16 protein-coding genes and 1 pseudogene are annotated in these 17,020 nt (G+C 72.2%); 12 read left to right on the top strand and 5 right to left on the bottom strand.

Annotated features, from left to right (window positions below):
• A pseudogene (locus L3078_RS40035) lies at positions 1-278 on the top strand (DDE-type integrase/transposase/recombinase).
• Positions 279-580: 302 nt separating this feature from the next.
• Positions 581-790, top strand: coding sequence for a hypothetical protein (locus L3078_RS40030; protein ID WP_239759124.1), 210 nt, complete (start codon positions 581-583; stop codon positions 788-790).
• Positions 791-1,382: 592 nt separating this feature from the next.
• Here L3078_RS40030 and L3078_RS40025 read toward each other — a convergent pair.
• Entirely contained in the window at positions 1,383-2,348 is a 966-nt protein-coding gene (locus L3078_RS40025; protein ID WP_239759123.1) for a pirin family protein, read from the bottom strand.
• A gap of 99 nt (positions 2,349-2,447) precedes the next feature.
• Between L3078_RS40025 and L3078_RS40020 the strand changes: the two genes are divergently transcribed.
• Both L3078_RS40020 and L3078_RS40015 read left to right on the top strand, forming a co-directional pair.
• Complete coding sequence (locus L3078_RS40020; protein ID WP_239759122.1) at positions 2,448-2,948, top strand: MarR family winged helix-turn-helix transcriptional regulator; 501 nt, start codon at positions 2,448-2,450, stop codon at positions 2,946-2,948.
• On the top strand, positions 2,945-3,394 hold the full coding sequence (locus L3078_RS40015; RefSeq protein WP_239759121.1) for a MarR family winged helix-turn-helix transcriptional regulator: 450 nt from the start codon (positions 2,945-2,947) through the stop codon (positions 3,392-3,394). Before L3078_RS40020 ends, L3078_RS40015 begins: the two co-directional genes overlap by 4 nt.
• 150 nt (positions 3,395-3,544) lie before the next feature.
• Here the strand turns inward: L3078_RS40015 and L3078_RS40010 are convergent, their stop codons facing one another.
• Positions 3,545-4,954: a PepSY-associated TM helix domain-containing protein gene (locus tag L3078_RS40010; protein ID WP_239759120.1), complete on the bottom strand. Its 1,410-nt coding sequence runs from the start codon at positions 4,952-4,954 to the stop codon at positions 3,545-3,547.
• A gap of 237 nt (positions 4,955-5,191) precedes the next feature.
• Here L3078_RS40010 and L3078_RS40005 point away from each other — a divergent pair, with 237 nt between their 5' ends.
• Complete coding sequence (locus L3078_RS40005; RefSeq protein ID WP_239759119.1) at positions 5,192-5,848, top strand: peptide deformylase; 657 nt, start codon at positions 5,192-5,194, stop codon at positions 5,846-5,848.
• Between the two features lie 34 nt (positions 5,849-5,882).
• Here L3078_RS40005 and L3078_RS40000 read toward each other — a convergent pair whose 3' ends face one another.
• Positions 5,883-7,349, bottom strand: a complete 1,467-nt coding sequence (locus L3078_RS40000; protein WP_239759118.1) for a dihydrolipoyl dehydrogenase family protein — start codon at positions 7,347-7,349, stop codon at positions 5,883-5,885.
• Positions 7,350-7,479: 130 nt separating this feature from the next.
• Here L3078_RS40000 and trxA point away from each other — a divergent pair, with 130 nt between their 5' ends.
• Positions 7,480-7,866 carry a thioredoxin gene (gene trxA, locus L3078_RS39995; protein ID WP_239759117.1) on the top strand — a complete coding sequence of 129 codons (387 nt, stop codon included), beginning with the start codon at positions 7,480-7,482 and terminating at the stop codon, positions 7,864-7,866.
• A 275-nt stretch (positions 7,867-8,141) separates the two neighbouring features.
• On the opposite strand, the gene L3078_RS39990 is transcribed toward trxA, so the two are convergent.
• Complete coding sequence (locus L3078_RS39990) at positions 8,142-9,176, bottom strand: LacI family DNA-binding transcriptional regulator (protein ID WP_239759116.1); 1,035 nt, start codon at positions 9,174-9,176, stop codon at positions 8,142-8,144.
• A 535-nt stretch (positions 9,177-9,711) separates the two neighbouring features.
• Here L3078_RS39990 and L3078_RS39985 point away from each other — a divergent pair.
• The 6 genes from L3078_RS39985 (at position 9,712) to L3078_RS39960 (ending at position 15,951) form a co-directional block, all read left to right on the top strand.
• Positions 9,712-10,686 (top strand): alpha/beta hydrolase, encoded by a 975-nt coding sequence (locus tag L3078_RS39985; protein WP_239759115.1) that lies wholly within the window; start codon positions 9,712-9,714, stop codon positions 10,684-10,686.
• A 251-nt stretch (positions 10,687-10,937) separates the two neighbouring features.
• A complete protein-coding gene (locus L3078_RS39980; RefSeq protein WP_239759114.1) occupies positions 10,938-11,957 on the top strand; it encodes a helix-turn-helix domain-containing protein in 1,020 nt (339 codons plus the stop codon).
• Positions 11,958-12,105: 148 nt separating this feature from the next.
• Positions 12,106-13,530 (top strand): amidase, encoded by a 1,425-nt coding sequence (locus tag L3078_RS39975; RefSeq protein ID WP_239759113.1) that lies wholly within the window; start codon positions 12,106-12,108, stop codon positions 13,528-13,530.
• Between the two features lie 34 nt (positions 13,531-13,564).
• The gene (locus tag L3078_RS39970) at positions 13,565-13,789 is read left to right on the top strand and encodes a hypothetical protein (protein WP_055513823.1); all 225 of its coding nucleotides are present in this window, start codon (positions 13,565-13,567) and stop codon (positions 13,787-13,789) included.
• Between the two features lie 160 nt (positions 13,790-13,949).
• On the top strand, positions 13,950-15,368 hold the full coding sequence (locus tag L3078_RS39965; protein WP_239759112.1) for a flotillin family protein: 1,419 nt from the start codon (positions 13,950-13,952) through the stop codon (positions 15,366-15,368).
• 136 nt (positions 15,369-15,504) lie between these two features.
• On the top strand, positions 15,505-15,951 hold the full coding sequence (locus L3078_RS39960; protein WP_239759111.1) for a type II toxin-antitoxin system PemK/MazF family toxin: 447 nt from the start codon (positions 15,505-15,507) through the stop codon (positions 15,949-15,951).
• 79 nt (positions 15,952-16,030) lie between these two features.
• On the opposite strand, the gene L3078_RS39955 is transcribed toward L3078_RS39960, so the two are convergent.
• A complete protein-coding gene (locus tag L3078_RS39955; protein ID WP_239759110.1) occupies positions 16,031-16,864 on the bottom strand; it encodes a TIGR02452 family protein in 834 nt (277 codons plus the stop codon).
• Positions 16,865-17,020 lie beyond the last annotated feature (156 nt).

Below are 17,020 nucleotides of genomic sequence, written 5' to 3'. Positions count from 1 at the left end.
ATGATCAACGGCGAGCCGAAGTACCTATGGCGCGCGGTCGACCAAGACGGCAACGTGCTGGACATTCTCGTCCAGAACCGGCGCAACAAAGCCGCGGCCAGGCGTTTCTTCCGTCTGCTCCTCAAAGGAGTCGGGGCCGTGCCGAGGTGATCGTCACGGACAAGCTCCGTTCCTACCGCGCGGCCCACCGCGAGGTGATGCCCTCGGTCGAGCACCGCTCCCGCAAAGGCCTGAACAACCGGGCCGAGAACTCCCACCAGCCAACGAGGCAGCGCTAACGCGCCATGAAAGGCTTCCGCAGCATCGGAAAAGCCCAGAGATTCCTGTCCGCGTTCAGCGGCACTTCACCCCACTTCCGGCCATGCCGCCACCGGATGACCGCCACCCACTACCGCGCCGAGATGACCGTCCGCTTCGCCATCTGGGACCAGATCACCAACGTCGTCTGCCTGCCTGCCGCAGCCTGAGCACGGAGCCGGAACCCGGCCACACCACACCCAACACACCGTCAGGCACTCACACACCCAACAACGTGACAGTGCCGCGAGAGTGCGCTGTCGAACAGGTCTATCCAGGGCCGGTGGCCGACGTAGCGGGGTTCGTAGTCGAAGGCAGGAAGATGATCATCTTCGAGCGTGCGCAGAATGATGAGTCTGCTGCTCGCCTCAACGGCACGGTTCGCTTCCTCAACGCTCTTCGGCCGCCGACATCCGAGGCCAGCTACTGGCCGAACGATGTCTTTGCTACGCCCCCGTCGCAGCTTGACGACCAGCGGCAGGTGCGTCGGTGAACGACGCGTATGGAGAAGGCGGGAGGGGTAGCCGGGGTCACTCGTCCGAGACCAAGATCCGGGCCATCTCCGGGCACGTGCTCACCTGCCTACCGGCATCGCCCCGTCACCGCAGGTCAACTGGGGTACTGCTCGTGTACCACCAGGAGACCAAGAACCTGCTGTTTTTCATCCTGCCCCTGGCACCTCTGACAGACAGGGCAAATGGCGCTTGCCACGACGAACATCCACCCCTTGTCGACTCCCGACAAGACGAGGGGTCGAGCGGCAGACTCTCCTGCCGACGAAGGCCCAACCGTTCGCCAGGCCGTGATTCGTCCGGCGGCCCCTGAGCAGCCAAGCCCTCATCCCGTCCCAAAGTATCGGCGTGAGGGCAGCAACAGAACCTGACGAACCGTCAGGAAAGTTAGCATCGAGTGAGCAAGAGTCCTGCCACAGCTACCCACAGACAGCCAGACTGTGGAGTCACTCGGCAGCGCCCATTGGGCCCCCCACGGGTTGAGCCGCCCTCCTGAGACCCGACGAAACGCTGTCGGAGGCACCCCGAGCTGGGTCGCTCGCCCGTGACCGACGAGTCAGCATTTTTCGCAGGTCAACGGGCCCTTCCTCGTGGCTTCAGGGGCGTCGGTGGCAGCTCCGGGGCCGGCAGCGGATCCCCGTCATACCCCTTCACCTCTCCGAATCTCGACCCTTCCATCCAATCCTGACGCGCCTGTACGATTTCTTCCTGCGACCGTCCGATCCAATTCCAGAACATGATCAGTTCTTCCTCGAAGGGCTCGCCGCCGAGGAGCATCAGGGAAGCGTGTGCGTTGGCGCGCAGGGGGAGTTCGGTGCGGCCGCAGCCGAGGTAGAGCATGGAGCCGGGGAGGACGGGGACGTCGTCGACATGAGCCTCGCCGGACATGGAGAGGACGGCGTACTCGAAGTCGGGTTCGAGGGGCAGGCGCAGGTCGGCGCCCGGTGCGAGCGTGAGGTCGGCGCCGACGAGCGGCGTGAACGTCGTACCGGGCGAGGTCGCGCCGTCCAGGCTGCCGAGGATGAGGGTGGCGCTCAGACCGGCCGCCGTGACGACGGGCAGTTCGGCGTGGTGCTCGAAGCGCGGGTCGGTGTGCCGGTGGCTGTCGGGCAACGCCACCCAGAGCTGGGCGCCGTGCAGGAAGCGGGCGTGCGACTTCGGGCTCTCCTCGGAGTGGCTGATGGCACGGCCCGAGGTCATCAGGCCCAGTTCGCGCGGACGGATGGTCTGCAGGCTGCCCGTGGAGTCGCGGTGCAGCACCTCACCCTCGTGCAGCCAACTGACCGTCTGCAGACCCATGTGCGGATGCGGCGGCACCTGCATCCCGGGCTCGTCGGCGATGTCGTCGGGACCGTAGTGGTCGACGAAGGCCCACGCGCCCACCATGCGGCGGCCCAGGTTGGGCAGCAGTCGCCGCACCTCGGTGGACTCGCCGAGCTTCACCCGGCGAGGACTGAGGAGTTCACGGACGGGCTCGGCCACCACGAAGCCCCGGCCGCCGCACACCGCGGGCACCGCCTCGCGATCGAGATTGCTCATGCCCCACAACTTAGCCCCGCCCGGGGTGACGCGTGGAGTGCGCGGCCCTCCCGAGCAATATAGTAGCCATGGCTATAGTAGCCATGTACGGTATCCGGCATGAGTTCGGTCATCGAGGGCGCGACGCCCGGTTTTCTCGTCTGGCGGCTGTCCATGAAGTGGCGCGTCGCCGTCGACCGCGCGGTCGCTCCGCTGGGGCTGACGCACGCGCAGTACGCGCTGGTCGCGTCGTTGTACGGCATGCGCCGGGACGGGCTGCGGCCCAGTCAGCGGCAACTCGCCGACCACACCGGCCTGGAGGCCCTGTACGTCTCCAAGCTGGCCCGCGCCCTGGAGACGGCCGGACTGCTCGAACGCGCCCGGGACCCCCGCGACCCCCGTGCCGTACAGCTGGCCCTCACCGAGCAGGGGCGCGAGGTCACCCGGCGCGCGATCGAGGTCGTCCAGGGGCTGATGGGGCAGCTGCTGGAGCCGCTCGGGGGCCTCGACGGCGCCCGCGCCCAGGAGTTCGCCCGCGAGGTGACCACGCTGCTCGCCGTACCGCTCGACATACCGCTCGTCCCGTCCACCGAACAGGCACACGAGAAGGAGCAATCATGACCACCACCGCACCCGTGCTGAATTCCCGGGTCCTCGGCCTCGCCCATTACGCCGCCCGCGCGGTGCTGGAGAAGGTTCTGGCCGGGTACGGTCTGACGTTCCAGCAGTCGGTGGCCCTCCGGGTCGTCGCGGTCGCCGACGCCCCCGTCGACCGGGAAGTGGTCGTGGACACGGTCGTCGACTCGCTCAAGGTCGAGAAGGCCGAGATACGGTCCGCGGTCGAGGAGTTGGTCGCCGCGAAGCTGGTGGAGACGGACCCGGCGCGGCCGTCCCGACTCAGAATCACGGACGCCGGGCGGCACGCCCACAGCGGATCCACCGCCGAGGTCGCACCGATCTCCGCTCGGATCTACGCCGGCATCCCGGCCGAGGACCTGGCCGCCGCCGGTCGCGCGCTGACACTCATCACCGAGCGCGCCGACGCCGAGTTGGCCGCGATGAGGTAGGGGGCACGGCCTTGGGCGCCCACCGTTCGCGCGCGCCCCCGGCACCACCGGCACCTCCGACCCGCGCACAGCCCCGCCGCCCACGGCCACTGCCCCTGCGAAGCCTCAGCGCCCACGGCCTACCTACGGCCCCGACGCCCCGCCCGCGTCCTACTTCGCCTCCACCCGCCCGCCGTACGACCGCTTGCCGCGTCGGTGGGCGATCTCGCCCAGGACGATGTCCACCGCGATGAACACGGCGAGTGGGATGCCGAGCAGGGGCACGAAGTAGCCGAGGACGGCGATGACGGCGAGTGCGGGGACCAGGATCTGGGGCGGTACGTGCTGCCACGCGCCGCGCGGGATCGGGCGTCCGAAGGACGAGGCGCGGCCGCGCTGCCACCACATGCGGTAGCCCCAGACGATCAGGACGACGAGGGAGGCGGCGAGGGCGATCAGGACGAGCTGGTTGGCCAGGCCGAACAGGACGCCGGTGTGGGCGTCGATGCCCCAGCGCGACAGCTTGGCGAGGATCGGGAAGTCGGCGAACCGGAGGGTGTCGGTGACCTCGGCGGTCGCCGGGTCCACGGCCACCGCGTCCTGCTTGGTGGGCCAGCTGCGCTGGACCTGCTTGACCACGTACGTGGAGGACGCGTCGGCGGGCGGCACGATCTCCACCGGGTCGCCGAGGCCCTCGGTCCGCGCGGCGGCCAGGATCTTGTCCAGGTCTCCCTCCGCGGCCGTCGTTCCGTCCGTCGAGCCGCCCCCGTGGGCGCCGTGGTCGCCCGCCGCGGACGAGATGGCCGGGGTCGCCTGGTGGAGTTCCGTGCGCAGGACCTCGATGTTGGCGCCCGCGTACGTGGACCACGTCAGACCGGTCGCCGAGAGGAAGAAGAAGCCGAGGGCCGCCCAGACGCCGACCGTGCCGTGCAGGCCCAGGGTGCGGCGCCGGCCGGAGGTGCCGCGCACCTTGCGCCGGCCGCGCCGGCGGGCGAACCAGAGCACCAGGCCGCCGCCCGAGATGACCCACAGCCAGCTGGCGGCGAGTTCGCTGTAGAGCCGGCCGGTCTCGCCGAGCTGGAGGTTGGCGTGGAACTTGTCGATCCAGGTCCGCACCGGCAGCGCGCCCGTGGAGCCGTACTGCTCCAGCGCCCCGCGCACCTCGGCCGTGTACGGGTCGACGAACACCGCGAGGGTGTTGGTCTCGTCGATGCCCTCGACGCCCGTCAGCATCACCCTGGTTGTCGCGTCGTCCTCGGGCGAGGGGCGTACGGCGGAGAGGGTGCCCTCGGGGTGCGCCTTGCGGGCGGCAGCCACCTGTTCGGAGATCGGCAGCTTCTCGTCGCCGGTCTTCGCTACGGTCATCTCGTCCGCGTAGACGATCCTCTCGACCGTGAACGAGGCGGCGTACAGGCCACCGGTCAGGGCGGCGACCAGCAGGAACGGGGCGACGAGGACGCCCGCGTAGAAGTGCAGCCGCAGGACGAGCGGTCGGAGCGAGGCCCAGCCCCTCGTCGAGCCGTCCGGCTTGGCGAGGGGTTTCTGGGGCTCGTCCGTCTCGGTCGAGGGGGCGATGGTCATCGGCGGGTGCTCCGGGATGCGGGGACGTCGTGGCGGTTCAGTAGTCGGGGCGTGCCCCCTCCGAGTTCCCGGCACTTCAAGTGATGTGGGTCACACGCCTGTCGGCGGTGTCGCGTCTCCCCGCGGGCGCCTACACGAGAACCGCCCCGCGCCTCGAGAACGGCCCCCGCCTCGAGAACGGCCCCGCGCCTCGAGAGCCGCCTCGCGTCGCGCGAGCCCGGTTGGCATCCTGGCCCGATGGCTTCCGAACGTGATCGCATCGAGTCCCGCCCCCTGAGCGACCGGGTCGAGGAACTCCTCGCCCACGAGGGACCGCTGCCGATCGTCGCCGCGGGCGATCCGGTCCTGCGCCGCACCGCCGAGCCCTTCGACGGCCAGCTGGAGCCGGGGCTCCTGGCCCGCTTCGTCGCCGCCCTGCGCGCCACCATGCACGCGGCCCCGGGCGTCGGTCTCGCCGCGCCCCAGGTCGGCGTCCCCCTGCGTCTCGCGGTGATCGAGGACCCCGCCCCGGTTCCGGAGGAGATCCGGCTCGCCCGGGGCCGGGTGCCGCAGCCGTTCCGCGTCCTGGTCAATCCGGCGTACGAGGCGGTCGGGCCGTACTGTGACGCGTTCTTCGAGGGCTGTCTCAGCGTGCCGGGCTGGCAGGCCGTGGTGGCCCGGCACGCCAAGGTGCGGCTCCGGGCGCTCGACGAGCACGGGCGGGCGGTGGACGAGGAGTTCGCGGGGTGGCCGGCCCGGATCGTCCAGCACGAGACGGACCATCTGAACGGCACGCTCTACCTGGACCACGCCGAACTCCGGTCCCTCTCCTCGAACCAGGCGATGGCCGACCGCTGGAACGACCCGACGCCGGCCAGGGCCGCGCGGGAACTGGGCTTCCTCCTGCCCGAGTAGCCACGCCGGCCCGGCCGCCCCCCGTTCCGCCAGGTCAGCCCCGGTACGCCTCCAGCAGCCGCAGCCACACCTCGCTGATCGTCGGGTACGACGGCACCGCGTGCCAGAGGCGGCTGATCGGGACCTCTCCGGCGACGGCGACGGTGGCGGAGTGGATCAGCTCGCCGACGGCGGGGCCGACGAAGGTGACGCCGCGCAGGATCTCGCGGTCCAGGTCGACGACCATGCGGGCGCGGCCCCGGTAGCCGTCGGCGTACAGGCCCGCGCCCGCGACGGAGGAGAACTCGACGTCGACCGCGCGGACGCGGTGGCCGGCCTGTTCCGCCTCGGCGAGGGAGAGACCGACGGCGGCGGCCTCGGGGTCGGTGAAGACGACCTGGGGGACGGCGGCGTGGTCGGCGGTGGCCGCGTGGGCGCCCCACGGGTCGCTCTCCAGCAGTGGGACACCGGCCGCGCGGGCGGCGATGGCGGCCCCGGCGATCCGGGCCTGGTACTTGCCCTGGTGGGTGAGGAGCGCCCGGTGGTTGACGTCGCCGACCGCGTACAGCCAGTCGCTGCCCGTCACCCGGAGGCTGTCGTCGACGGGCAGCCAGGAGCCGGGTTCCAGGCCCACGGTGTCGAGGCCGAGGTCGTCGGTGCGCGGGGCGCGTCCGGTGGCGAAGAGGATCTCGTCGGCCTCCAGGCGGTCGCCGGTGTCGGTGAGGGCCACCACGGTCCCGTTCTCGCGGGAGACCGCCGTCACCGAGGTGCCCGTGCGGACGTCCACGCCCGTCTCGGTGAGCGCCTCGGCGACCAGTTCGCCGGCGAAGGGCTCCATCCGGGGCAGCAGGCCCTTGCCGCGGACGAGCACGGTGACCTCCGAGCCGAGGGACCGCCAGGCGGTGGCCATCTCGACGGCGACGACACCGCCGCCGACGACGATCAGCCGGCCGGGGACCTCCTGCGCGCTGGTGGCCTCCCTGCTGGTCCAGGGCCGGACCTCGGCGAGTCCCGGCAGGTCGGGCAGGAGGGCGCGGCTGCCGGTGGAGACGACCACCGCGCGCCGTGCGGTGAGGACCTGCCGCCCGCCGTCGGGGGCGTCCACGACCACGCGGCGCGGCCCGGCCAGGCGCGCGTGCCCCCGGTACAGGGTGGCTCCGATGCTCTCCAGCCAGCCGATCTGGCCGTCGTCCTTCCAGTGGGCGGTCTCGTAGTCGCGGTGGGCGAGCACCTCGGCGGCGTCCAGCGGGCCGTCGACGAGGTGGCGCAGGCCGGGGACGCGGCGGGCGTCGGCGCGGGCGATCGCGGGGCGCAGCAGGGCCTTGCTGGGCATGCACGCCCAGTACGAGCATTCGCCGCCGACCAGTTCGCTCTCCACGATCGCGGTGGACAGTCCGGCGGCGCGGGTGCGGTCGGCGACGTTCTCCCCCACGGGTCCGGCACCGAGCACCACGACGTCGTACTCGATCGCCGTCGCTTCAGCCGTGCTCTCGGTGGTTCCGGTGTTTTCCGTATCCGTCATGGGCCCAGTCTGGTTGGTGGTGTGCGCCGTGGCCACACGGGTACGCGCGCGGAATACGCCACCGTGAGGTCGCGTTGTCGAGAGCGGCTCGCCCGAGCACCTAGACGCACCAGGAAGAGGGATGTACGCCATGAGCAGCACCGTGGAGCTCACCAAGGAGAACTTCGACCAGACGGTCACCGACAACGAGTTCGTCCTGATCGACTTCTGGGCGTCGTGGTGCGGGCCGTGCCGGCAGTTCGCCCCGGTCTACGAGAAGGCGGCGGACGAGAACCCCGATCTGGTGTTCGGCAAGGTCGACACCGAGGCGCAGCCGGAGCTGGCCCAGGCCTTCGGCATCCAGTCCATCCCGACGCTGATGATCGTCCGTGATCAGGTCGCCGTGTTCGCGCAGCCGGGCGCGCTGCCGGAGGCCGCGCTGACCGACGTCATCGGTCAGGCCCGCAGGCTGGACATGGACGAGGTCCGCAAGGCGGTCGCCGCGCAGCAGGAGCAGGTCGAGCAGAACGGTCAGTGAGCCGGGACGGCCGGGCGTGCCGCCCGGTGGCGGGGTGAAGGGCGCGACACGTCGAACATGCCCCGCTCCGGGGCCCGTTGGGCTCGGCTCGTTCGGGTGCGGCTCCTTCGGGTCGCCCCCGCTCGCCTTGTCGGCTCGGCGCATCGGGTCGCCCCGCTCGCCTTGTCCGGCTCGGCGCATCGGGTCGCCCCGCTCGCCCTGTCCGGCTCGGCGCGTTCGGGTCGCCCCGCTTGTCCCGTTCGGCTCGGCTCCTTCGGTCGCGTCGGGTGGGTCGTTCAGCTCGACTCGCGGTGGACGATCCGCGCGGCCAGGACGTCGTGCGTCGTGGGGAGGGTGGCGGGGTCGCGCACCACGCGGTCGACCAGCTCCGCGAGGTCGCGTCCGGACGGCAGTTCCAGGTGGACGGTGCTGAGGCGCGGCCGCAGCAGCCGTCCGATCATCAGGTCGTCGGCCCCGACCACGGCCGTCTCGTCGGGGATGCCGATGCCTTCGTCCTGAAGGGCCCGCATCAACAGCATCGCGTACTCGTCGTTGTACGCGAACACCGCGTCCAGGCCCAGGGAACGCCAGTCACGGGCGAGCCGCGCCGCGGCCGCCTCGTCGTACGTGAGCGGCAGTTCGGTGACCGTCGCCTCCGTGCCCCGCACCGCGCGTCGTACGCCCGCCAGACGGGGCTGGGAGAAGACCCCGAAGCCGGGCTCCTCCGGCACGACGACCCCGATGCGGCGACGGCCACGCTCGACCAGGTGCCGTCCCGCGCTGTGGCCGACGCCCGCGTGGTCCAGGATCAGCGCGTGGGCGCCCTCGACGGGTTCGGGGGTGAGGGTGACGACGGCCTTGGCCCCGGAGCGCTTGAGGACGGCCACGCCCTGCGGACCGATACCGACACCGGGCACGATCACGGCGACCGGGCGCAGTTCGGCCCAGGCGCGGGCGGCGTCGTCGCCGCGCAGACCGATGCCGCCGTGCTGCACGACGGTGTAGTCGAGTCGGCTCAGGGCCCACTGGATCTCGTTGATGAACTGGCTGTAGAGCGGGCCGATGGGCACGTTCGGTGTGGGCATCAGGACCAGGCGGCTGTGGCCGGCGCGCAGGCTGCGGGCCGCCGCGTGGGGGACGTAGCCGAGTTCCTTGGCCGCCTCGTGGACCCGGCGGCGGGTCGGTTCGCTGATACGGACCGCGCTGGTGTTGTTCAGGACGTAGCTGACCGTCGCGCGTGAGACACCCGCGAGTCGTGCCACGTCGGCGCTCGTGGGCACGGATCGCTGCAGGGGCGAGGGCGGGGCGGGCTCTTTCGGTATCTGCACCATGAGGACGGCATCCTTGCAGAAGCTGTGAAGGTCGTTCCGGCCGGGGCATACCGGCCATGCGGGAGCTCGGGTCGGGCCACCGATCTTTGTGGCAGGGCAGTTTGGCGAATGTGTTCGAAATCTGTGCAACCCGGCAGCCATTTCGCGCCATCGCCGCCGAGGCGGGCCGAAGGTCGCCCCGTACGCGCGTACGACCGGTCGAACCACGTGCCCGACGGGCGACCCCGTACCTGGCCACGGCCGTATGACGGGGCTGCGGCAGCGCACTCGGACGCGCCCCTCCCCCGTCCGGTGTCCGGTCACCCGTGTGGGTGTCCTGTGGCGATGACACCCGAAAGCTATGGCGTGAACTGTGTGTTGGATGTGGGCGCGACGCCGCTCCCGGCCTCCCACGGCCACCCGCCGATCGGCGGGCAACCCCCGCCGTACGACGGCGTCCGCGCGCCCCGCCGCGACACTCATAGTCACGGTACGAAACGGCCGCGCCCGTTCGCGGTACGCACCGTGGACGCGGTACCCGCACGAGGAGAAGCCCATGACCATGATCCCGCCCCCCTTCGATCCGGAACTCGCCGCGGCTCTGGAGGCGTTGAAGGACATGGTCCCGCGCGAGCTGAGCATGGACGACATCCCCCTGATGCGCCAGGGGCCGGGCATCGAGCTGCTGGCGCGGCTGGACCTGACCATGGACGGGTTCTTCGAGGTCGAGGACCGGCTGGTGCCGGGGCCCGAGGGCGCGCCGGAGATCTCGTTGCTCATCTGCCGTCCCACCGCCCCCGTGCAACGGGGTCCGCTGCCGGTGATCTATCACGTCCACGGCGGCGGCATGGTCGTCGGCAACAACCGGGTCGGGGTGGACGAGCCGCTGACCTGGGCGCGGGAGCTGGGCGCGGTCGTGGTGTCCGTGGAGTACCGGCTGGCTCCCGAGCATCCGCATCCGGCGCCCGTGGAGGACGTCTACGCGGGACTGCTGTGGACGGCCGAGCACGCGGACGAGTTCGGGGGCGACGCCGAGCGGATCGTGATCGCGGGGGCCAGTGCGGGGGGTGGGCTGACCGCCGCGCTCGCGCTGCTCACGCGGGACCGGAAGGGGCCACGGCCGATCGGGCAGGTGCTGATGTGCCCGATGCTCGACGACCGCAACGACACGCCTTCCGTGCACCAGATGGCGGGGCTGGGGGTGTGGGACCGGACGGCCAACGAGACGGGGTGGACGGCGCTGCTGGGGGCGCGGCGGGGTGGGCCGGAGGTGTCCGCGTACGCGGCGCCGGCGCGGGCGGAGGATCTGACGGGGTTGCCGCCGGCGTTTCTCGATGTGGGGTCGGCGGAGACGTTCCGGGACGAGGTCGTCGCTTATGCGTCTCGGTTGTGGCAGGCGGGTGGGGTGGCGGAGCTGCATGTGTGGGCGGGGGGATTCCATGGGTTCGACGGGTTGGCTCCGCAGGCTGCGGTGTCGCGGGACTGTCGGGAGGCTCATGTGCGGTGGTTGCGGCGGTTGATCGGGGAGTAGTTTTTCTCGCCCCCTCCGCCCCTACCCGTCCCATCCCCAGGGGCTGCGCCCCTTCGACCCCCAGACGTCCGTCCGGTGGGGGCTGGTCGCGCAGTTCCCCGCGCCCCTGAAAGGCCTGCGGCCTTTCGGGCCGAAAAAGCAGGGGCGCAGCCCCGCTTTTTCAGGGGCGCGGGGAACTGCGCGAGAAGCCCCACCGGGCCCGCGGTCGAACGCGCGGCGCTACCGGCGGAGCCATGGCGCACTATGGGCTTATGAAAGAGCTGGCTGGGCGGCTGACCGCGGTGGATCCCGATGCCGGGGCCGCCGTGCGGGTCATCGCCTACTTCGACGCGCTGGCCGAGGCACGGGCCGGGCTGGAGGCGTTGGTGCGCGGGGCGGCCGTGCTGGCCGGGTGCCCCGCGCGGCTGGTCGACGCCGAGCGGCGCGTGCGGGTCCGGGTGGAGCCCGACGGGCGGCGCCGGGACAGTGATCTGCCGCCGGACCCGGCCTGGCCGTCCGCCGCGCTCGCCCCGGGCGGTGTGCCCGCGCTGTGGCTGGAGCGGGCCGGGGGTGCCGAGCCGAGCGTCGTGGACGCGGTCATCCTGGAGCGTGCCGCCGGTGTCCTCCGGCTGGTGCTGGACCGGACCCGGGGCCGTGCGCCGGTCGCCCCCGACGACGACCCGGCGCTCGTCGAGACCGTCCTCGACGCCACCGCCGCCGAGCGGGACCGACTGCACGCCGCCCGGCGCCTCGGCCTCGACCCCGACGATCCCACGACCCTGACCCGCGCCGTCGCCCCGCTCGGGGGCCGCCCCCGCATCCTGCGCGTGAGTGGGGACGAGCAGCCGGCCGGACTTCCCGAGGGGCGGGTCGGGGTCGGGCCCGCGGTGTCCGTGCTCGGGCTGCCCGGGTCGTGGGAGGCCGCGCGGACCGCGTTGCGGTTCACGGCCGAGGGCACCGCGCGGGACCCCGGTGAGCGGGTGGTGTTCGCCGACGACCTCGGCGGCATCGCCCTCCTCGCCGAGCTGACCAGTCCCGGGGCCGAACCCCCGCCCGATGTACGGGACTTGGAGCGGGCGGCGGCGGACTCGCCCTGGATGCTGGCCACGCTCCACGCGGTCGCCTCGACGTCGAGCCTGCGGTCCGCGGCCACCGCCGTCAACGTGCACCACTCCACCCTCCAGGACCGCCTGATCCACGCCGAGGCCCTCCTCGGCTGGCCGGTCCGCACCCCGCAGGGCCGGCTCCGCCTCCAGCTGGCCCTCACCATGCGCCACCTGGCCCGCGGCTGAGCGCCCCCGCGAGGCGCCGGCGACCGCGGCGCTCGTACCTCCTCCCCGCGAATCGCCGCCCCCGTCAGCGAACTCGTCCTCTCCGTACCCCCGTGGCCGCGCGGACGTTACCGTTCGGTAGAAAGTCCTGCTTCCGGAGGTGTTCCGTATGGGTGTGGACCGTGCGCCGGGTCTCGTGGAGTGTGCTCGGGCGCTGGCCGCCGGGGAGGTGACGTCGCGGGCCCTGGTGGAGGCGGCGCTGGCCCGGATCGAGGCGACTCAGGGCACCGTGAACGCGTTCCGGCGGGTGCGGGCCGAGGCCGCGCTCCTGGAGGCGGACGCGGCGGACAAGGAGCTGGCGGAGGGCGGGCGGCGGCCGTTGCTCGGTGTCCCCGTGGCCGTGAAGGACGACATGGACGTGGCGGGTGAACCGACCGCGTTCGGGTGCCGGGGCGAGTTCCCCTCGCTGCCCGAGGACGGCGAGGCCGTACGGCGGCTGCGCGCGGCCGGGGCGATCGTCGTCGGCAAGACCAACACCTGTGAACTGGGCCAGTGGCCGTTCACCGAGGGGCCGGCCTTCGGCGCCACGCGGAACCCCTGGCACCCGGACCACACCCCGGGCGGCTCCTCCGGTGGCTCGGCGGCGGCCGTGGCCGCCGGGCTCGTACCGGCCGCGCTCGGCTCGGACGGCGCCGGGTCGGTCCGCATCCCGGCCTCCTGGACCCATCTCGTCGGCATCAAGCCCCAGCGCGGCCGCATCTCGACCTGGCCACACGCGGAGTCCTTCCAGGGCATCACCGTCAACGGCACCCTCGCCCGCACGGTCGCCGACGCCGCCCTCCTCCTCGACGCGGCGAGCGGCAACCACGAGGGCGATCTGCACCGGCCGGCCGCCATCGACGCCTCCGCGGCCGTCGGGAGGGACCCGGGACGGCTCCGTATCGCCCTGTCCCTGAAGCCGCCGTTCACCGCGCTGCCCGCACGGCTCGACGCTCGCGTGGAGAAGCGGGTGCGGGCGGTGGCGGAGCGGCTCGCCGCGCTCGGGCACGTGGTGGAGGAGGCCGAACCCCGGTACGGGCAGATCGGGCTGACGTTCGTTCCGCGCGCCACCGCCGGGATCGCCGAACGGGTCGGCGCCCTCACCGAGCCGGGCCTCCTCGACCGGCGCACCCTCGACGCCGCCCGCCTCGGCCGGCTGCTCGGCGGGGCGCCCCTGCGGCTGGCCCGCCGCGCGGAGGTCGCACTGCAGGGGCGGATCGGCGCGCTCTTCTCGTCGTACGACGTGCTGCTGGCGCCGACGACCGCCGCTCCCCCGCCCCGTGTCGGGTCCATGCTGAACCTCGGCGGACTCGGCACCGACCGCGCGATGATCGCGGCCTGCCCGTACGCCTGGCCGTGGAACGTGCTGGGCTGGCCCGGGGTGAACGTACCGGCGGGGTTCGTGGACGAACGGCTGCCGGTGGGCGCGCAGTTGCTGGGCCCCGCGAACAGCGAGCCCCTCCTGCTGTCGCTGGCCGCGCAGTTGGAGGCGGACCAGCGCTGGCACGAACGGTGGCCGCCGGAGCACACCACCGCGAACTCGCCCGCCGTGTGAGCGGGTTCGGTGCCCGGGGCCCGACCCGTACGCTGTGACCATGGACGAAGCGTCGATGGTCGGGCTGATGGGACGGGTGACCGGTGCGGTCGGTCCCGGGCTCGTCGGGGAGGTGATCGTCCGGGTACGGGGCGGCGCCGAGCATTTTCTCGCCTACCCCGCCTCCGCGAAGGACCGGATCGAGCCGGGGACCCTCGTGATGGTGATCGAGTACCTGCCGCCGCGCACCGTGTACGTGTCGGCGGCGTACGACAGTTGACGGTGTGTGAGGTGTCCGGGCCGCGCTCTGTCGGCTTTCGGGCACCGGTTGGCATCAGGACTGCAACAACGGTCTCCCGGTACCTGTACCACCGCTGGACGACGCGGGACACTCCCGACGTTCGGTGCCGAAAGGGCACCTGGCCAAGGGGGGTGTGCCGATGTTCGTCGGCATCATCGCGGGGGCGACCGCAGCGGTCGTTCTGGTACTGATCGCTCTGTTCAAACTCATGTGGCGTGTCGCCGAACCGAACGAGGCTCTGATCATCTCCGGCTCCAAGCACAAGATGGAGGGCCTCACGGAAGGCATGAACTTCCGTATCGTCACCGGGCGCGGCACTCTCGTACTGCCCGGGATGCAGGCGGTGCGCAAGCTGTCGCTCGATCTGAACCAGACCGAGTTGGCCGTGGAGTGCGTGACCTTCCAGGGCATTCCGCTGAAGATCCGGGGCGTGGTCATCTTCAAGGTGGGCGACGACTTCGTCTCCATCGCCAACGCGGCCCGCCGCTTCCTCGGCCAGCAGAAGCGGGTCTCGGAACGGGTGCACAACGTGTTCGCCGGTCATCTCCGGTCCATCGTGGGCGGGTTGACGGTCGAGGACATGATCCGTGACCGCGAGAAGCTGACCGGCCAGACGCGGGCCGCGTGCGGTACGGAGATGGAGAAACTGGGTCTGATCGTCGACTCGTTGCAGATCCACGAGATCGAGGACCCGACCGGATACATCAAGAATCTGGCCATGCCGCACGCGGCGGCCGTCCAGCGGGACGCCCGGATCGCGCAGGCCGAGGCCAACCGGCTCGCCACCGAGGCCGAGCAGCAGGCGGCCGCGCGCATGGCGGAGGCCACCCGGGACAGCGAGATCCTCCAGGCCGGGTACCAGGCCGAACGGGACAACGCCTCGGCGCGGGCCAAGCAGGCCGGTCCGCTGGCCGAGGCGGCCGCCCTGCAGGAGGTCGTCGTCCAGGAGACCCGGGTCGCGGAGCTGGCGGCGGCCCGGCGCGAGCAGCAGCTCCAGGCGGACGTCCGCAAGCCGGCCGACGCCAAGGCCTACGAGAAACGAACGCTCGCCGAGGCCGAGCGCGACGCCCGTATCTCCGCCGCGCAGGCCAAGGCCAAGGAGACCGAACTGGCGGCCGCGGCCGAGGCGACCGCGACGCAGGTCACCGGTGAGGCCGAGGCCGCCGCGCGGCAGGCCAAGGGACTCGCGGCCGCCGAGGCCACGCGGGCGAAGGGGCTCGCCGAGGCCGAGGGCATCAAGGCGCGGAGCGCCGCGCTGGCGGAGAACCAGGAAGCGGTGATCGCACAGCAACTGGCCGAGCGGTGGCCGGAGATCGTGCAGGCGGGCGCGTCCGCGTTCGGGAACGTCGACAACATGGTGCTGCTCAACGGGGCCGACGGGATGGCGGACATGTTCGCCAAGGCGCTCACGATGGGCGGGACCGGGTTGGGGCTGGCACGGCAGTTGCTGGCCTCGATGAACCAGAACGGGGTGCCTGCGGGCGGCCCGGCCGGGGTCAATGGGGTGCCTGTCGAGAAGGTTGCCGTGGAGAAGGTGCAGGTCGACAAGGAGTCGTAGTGCGCCGTAGCTCCGGCTGTGAGTGGTCGGCTGCGGGTCGTACATGGCTGGTCGCGCCCACGCGGCGGAGCCGCACATGGACACGGACCCGCGCCCCTGCCGGGGCGCGGGTCGCCGCAGCGGCTAGCGTGAGGACGTGACTTCCTTTGCCGAGCAGGATGTGCCGGGGCGCTACGGGCCCACCGCGACCACCGAGGCCGAGCCGCGTGAGGTGGGGCGGGTGCGGACCGAGTACTCGCCCGCGTACGACGGGGACCCCGATCCCGGGGAGATCGTGTGGACGTGGGTGCCGTTCGAGGAGAACGACGGGCGGGGGAAGGACCGGCCGGTGCTGGTCGTGGCCCGGGAGGCCGGAGGGACCCTGCTCGCCGTGCAGTTGTCGAGCAAGCGGCACGACGGGGACCGGGAGTGGGTGCCGATCGGGAGCGGGCCGTGGGACCGGTCGGGGCGGGACTCCTGGGTGGACGTGGACCGGGTGCTGCGGCTGCACGAGGCAGGGATGCGGCGGGAGGCGTGCGCGCTGGACCGGATGCGGTTCAACTCCGTCGTACACCGGCTGCGGGAGCGGTACGGGTGGCGGTAGGGCCGTGTGTCGGCTGCGGGTCGGTGGGGGCTGGTCGCGCCCACGCGGCGGAGCCGCACATGGACACGGACCCGCGCCCCTAGAGGGGCACGGTTGCCGCGAACTCTCGTTCGAAGGCGCTGCGGACCGCCTTGTCCTTCGTGCGGTCCAGGATTCCGAACACCACGTGCGCGAACGCGCCCTCGAAGCGGCCGCCGTCCGTGAGCAGGGCACGGAAGGCGGTCGCGACCTGCGTCGGGTCGTTGCCGAAGACGCCGCAGCCCCAGGCTCCGAGGACCAGGCGACGGTAGCCGTGAGTCACGGCCGTCTCCAGGACGCGTTCCGCGCGTACGGCCAGGGCGCGCGGGAGTTCCGGTGCGCGCTCCGGTGTCGTACGGCGCACGACCGACGCGTTCGGGGCGGCCGAGGTGAGGAAGCCGGTGGTGTACGGGGTGTCGAGGAGGGTGCCCCGGTCGTCGCGGAAGACGGGGACGGCGGGCGAGTGGATGACCCGGTCCGTGTAGAACGGATCGCGGTGGGCGCGGTGGTGGTCGTAGAAGGCCCGGCCCTCGCGGACGCAGGTGTAGAGGGCTGAGGCCCGGCAGAGGGCTTCCTCCTGGGCCTGGGCGCCGTTGAGGTAGCCGCCGCCGGGGTTGCGGGCGGAGGAGAAGTTGAGGACGGCCACGGGGGTGGTGCCGGTGGTCGTGAGCCGGTGGGCGGCCTCCAGGCTGCTTTCGCCGGTGACCTCGACGGTCGACGGGACCGGGTCGACCGGTGGGGTCGGCACCGGGGCCGGGCCGTACAGGCGGGTGCCGGAGCGTGCGGCCTCGATCTCGGCGGCGAGGGAGACCTCGTGGCCGGCGGGGGCGCGATAGCCGCCCGCCGCGACGATCCGCTCGGTCTCCTGCGCGATGCCGCGCAGGCGGGCGCTCATCGCCCCACCGCCGTGTCTCCCGCGACCGCTGACCGCGCGTGCTCCCCCGTCGTGCTCATGTGCGCATCCTGGGCGATGCTGGTGAGTGACCGCAACGGAGTTTCCTCGTGTGAATGAACCGCTACGGGCACGGGAAGAGGTGCCGGAGTCCCCGGA

Origin of the sequence: Streptomyces deccanensis, from assembly GCF_022385335.1 — a bacterium.
GTDB lineage: Bacteria > Actinomycetota > Actinomycetes > Streptomycetales > Streptomycetaceae > Streptomyces > Streptomyces deccanensis.
Note: the sequence above shows the minus strand (reverse complement) of the source record. Positions and strands in the feature narration are given on the sequence as shown.

Coding starts and splice junctions, on each gene's coding strand:
- L3078_RS40025 (WP_239759123.1), bottom strand. CDS start 2,348: ATGAGCAATCTCGATCGCGAGGCGGTGCCCGCGGTGTGCGGCGGCCGG.
- L3078_RS40020 (WP_239759122.1), top strand. CDS start 2,448: ATGAGTTCGGTCATCGAGGGCGCGACGCCCGGTTTTCTCGTCTGGCGG.
- L3078_RS40015 (WP_239759121.1), top strand. CDS start 2,945: ATGACCACCACCGCACCCGTGCTGAATTCCCGGGTCCTCGGCCTCGCC.
- L3078_RS40010 (WP_239759120.1), bottom strand. CDS start 4,954: ATGACCATCGCCCCCTCGACCGAGACGGACGAGCCCCAGAAACCCCTC.
- L3078_RS40005 (WP_239759119.1), top strand. CDS start 5,192: ATGGCTTCCGAACGTGATCGCATCGAGTCCCGCCCCCTGAGCGACCGG.
- L3078_RS40000 (WP_239759118.1), bottom strand. CDS start 7,349: ATGACGGATACGGAAAACACCGGAACCACCGAGAGCACGGCTGAAGCG.
- trxA (WP_239759117.1), top strand. CDS start 7,480: ATGAGCAGCACCGTGGAGCTCACCAAGGAGAACTTCGACCAGACGGTC.
- L3078_RS39990 (WP_239759116.1), bottom strand. CDS start 9,176: ATGGTGCAGATACCGAAAGAGCCCGCCCCGCCCTCGCCCCTGCAGCGA.
- L3078_RS39985 (WP_239759115.1), top strand. CDS start 9,712: ATGACCATGATCCCGCCCCCCTTCGATCCGGAACTCGCCGCGGCTCTG.
- L3078_RS39980 (WP_239759114.1), top strand. CDS start 10,938: ATGAAAGAGCTGGCTGGGCGGCTGACCGCGGTGGATCCCGATGCCGGG.
- L3078_RS39975 (WP_239759113.1), top strand. CDS start 12,106: ATGGGTGTGGACCGTGCGCCGGGTCTCGTGGAGTGTGCTCGGGCGCTG.
- L3078_RS39965 (WP_239759112.1), top strand. CDS start 13,950: ATGTTCGTCGGCATCATCGCGGGGGCGACCGCAGCGGTCGTTCTGGTA.
- L3078_RS39955 (WP_239759110.1), bottom strand. CDS start 16,864: ATGAGCGCCCGCCTGCGCGGCATCGCGCAGGAGACCGAGCGGATCGTC.